3 protein-coding genes are annotated in these 1,799 nt (G+C 63.6%); 1 reads left to right on the forward strand and 2 read right to left on the reverse strand.

Annotation, left to right across the window (positions count from 1 at the left end; genetic code table 11):
* A partial coding sequence (locus EN750_RS32585) for a LysR substrate-binding domain-containing protein (RefSeq protein WP_127399139.1) occupies positions 1-777 on the forward strand: 777 nt, incomplete at its 5' end.
* 119 nt (positions 778-896) lie between these two features.
* Here EN750_RS32585 and EN750_RS32590 read toward each other — a convergent pair.
* Both EN750_RS32590 and EN750_RS32595 read right to left on the reverse strand, forming a co-directional pair.
* Entirely contained in the window at positions 897-1,313 is a 417-nt protein-coding gene (locus EN750_RS32590) for a DUF1761 domain-containing protein (protein ID WP_127399140.1), read from the reverse strand.
* 50 nt (positions 1,314-1,363) lie between these two features.
* A partial coding sequence (locus tag EN750_RS32595) for a 50S ribosomal protein L11 methyltransferase (RefSeq protein ID WP_145968129.1) occupies positions 1,364-1,799 on the reverse strand: 436 nt, incomplete at its 5' end.

Below are 1,799 nucleotides of genomic sequence, written 5' to 3' on the forward strand. Positions count from 1 at the left end.
ACACGCACCAGCCGCACGATCCGGCTCACCGAGGCGGGAACGGTGCTGTTCGACGCCTCGGCCGACGCACTCGACCTGCTTGGCCGGGCCGTTTCGCGGGCGCAAAAGCTGGCGCGCGGCACCGCCCTTTTGAAGGTGACGCTCGACGCGCAGTTCGCGTCAAAATGGCTGATGCGACGCGTCGACGATTTTCGCAAGCATCACCCCGATATCGAATTGCGATTCGACATTGCCTATGAAGTGCGGGATTTCGAACTCGATGACATCGATGTCGGCATCCGTTTCGGCGCCGGCAAATATCCCGGTCTTCGCACCCACCGGCTGTTCGACAACATCCTCATTCCGGTGTGCAGCCCGAGCCTCTTGACGTCCGGTCCGCCGCTGCGTGAGCCGCGCGACCTCTTCAACCACACGCTTGCGCATATCGAATGGTCTCGGCAAGGCGTGACGTGGCCGAACTGGCGGATGTGGATGGCGGCGGCCGGCATCACTGATTTCGACGACAGCCGGACCGTCGTGTTCGGCAACTCCACGGATGCCGTCCAGGCAGCGCTCGACGGCAATGCCGTTGCGCTCGCCGATTTCGCCATGGTGGCGAACGACCTTTCCCAGGGCAGGCTGGTGCAGCCTTTCGAACTCGGCCTGCGGGTGGCGCCCGAGTTCGCCTACTTCCTGGTCTATCCCGAAAATACCGCCGACGATCCACGCATCGTCGGCTTTCGCGAATGGATGCTCGAGGAAGTCGCCAAGACGCGGACCTCGGACAAAGGGCAGTAGGCAGTAGGGCAGTAGGGCAGTAGGGCAGTAGGGCAGTAGGGCAGTAGGGCAGTAGGGATAGGCGTCGGTGCCGTCTGCCCCCTATTCCCCTACTGCCTTACTGCCCTACTGCCTTTGATTCAGCTTGCCGCCGCGCCGAACCAGCCGATCACGGCGCCGATGATCAGCAGCACGCCGAGCCAGTGGCCGCCGTCGATGAGGGTCAGGTCCCAGCCGAAATTCTCGTAGCGATGGTTGACCGAGAGCGTCGTGGCGACGAAACCCAGCCAGAGCACGGAGCCGAAGACTAGTCCGGCGATCCATGTCGGCTCGCCGCCGGTCATCGCGCCGACGACCAGGGCCAATATGGTGGCCATGACCAGTTCGGCGATGAAGCTGATGACGAAGGGCAGCGGCGATTTCTTCATCGTCGCCGGATCGAGCTTGGCGGCCTTCAGCCACGCCTTGCTCAGGCCCATGTACCAAGCGGCGCCGAACAGCCACGCGGCGATCGCGGCAGCGACCACCGCCAGCCAGTTCACTGCTGAAAAATCCATGAGCTCCCCCTCTGATCTGTATGTGATGGAACGCCTGTTCGGCGATCGCGTCAAGCGAACCGCCAGACCGTCGTGCGCTTGACCAGCGCATCCTCCAGCGCCCGCGTGACGGCCACTTCATACACAGAAAGCGGCTTCAGCCCTGCCTTCGGCAGATACGACCGTCCGGGATCGCCGACGAGGATTTCGGCGCCGCGCGCCTTCAGCGTTGCGAACCATGGCATCAGCCGGTCCGCGAAAGATTTGTCGTAGAAAACATCACCGGCCAGGACCACGTCCCAACCTGCATCGGTGCCGATGCAATCCGTGCCGAGGAATTCGGTCCCGACACCGTTGATCTCACTGTTGAGCCGGATCGCGGTGGCACAGAACGGATCGATGTCGGCTGCGGTCACCTTGGCGGCACCTGCCTTGGCGGCAGCGATGGCGACAAGGCCGGAGCCGGAAGCGAAGTCGAGCACGCGCTTGCCCCGCACCGTGCCGGGA

The sequence above is a fragment of the Mesorhizobium sp. M7A.F.Ca.ET.027.03.2.1 genome, assembly GCF_003999175.1.
Classification (GTDB): Bacteria; Pseudomonadota; Alphaproteobacteria; order Rhizobiales; family Rhizobiaceae; genus Mesorhizobium.

Bases quoted from the DNA above. Each gene is read 5' to 3' on its own strand.
- EN750_RS32590 (WP_127399140.1), bottom strand. From the start codon at position 1,313: ATGGATTTTTCAGCAGTGAACTGGCTGGCGGTGGTCGCTGCCGCGATC.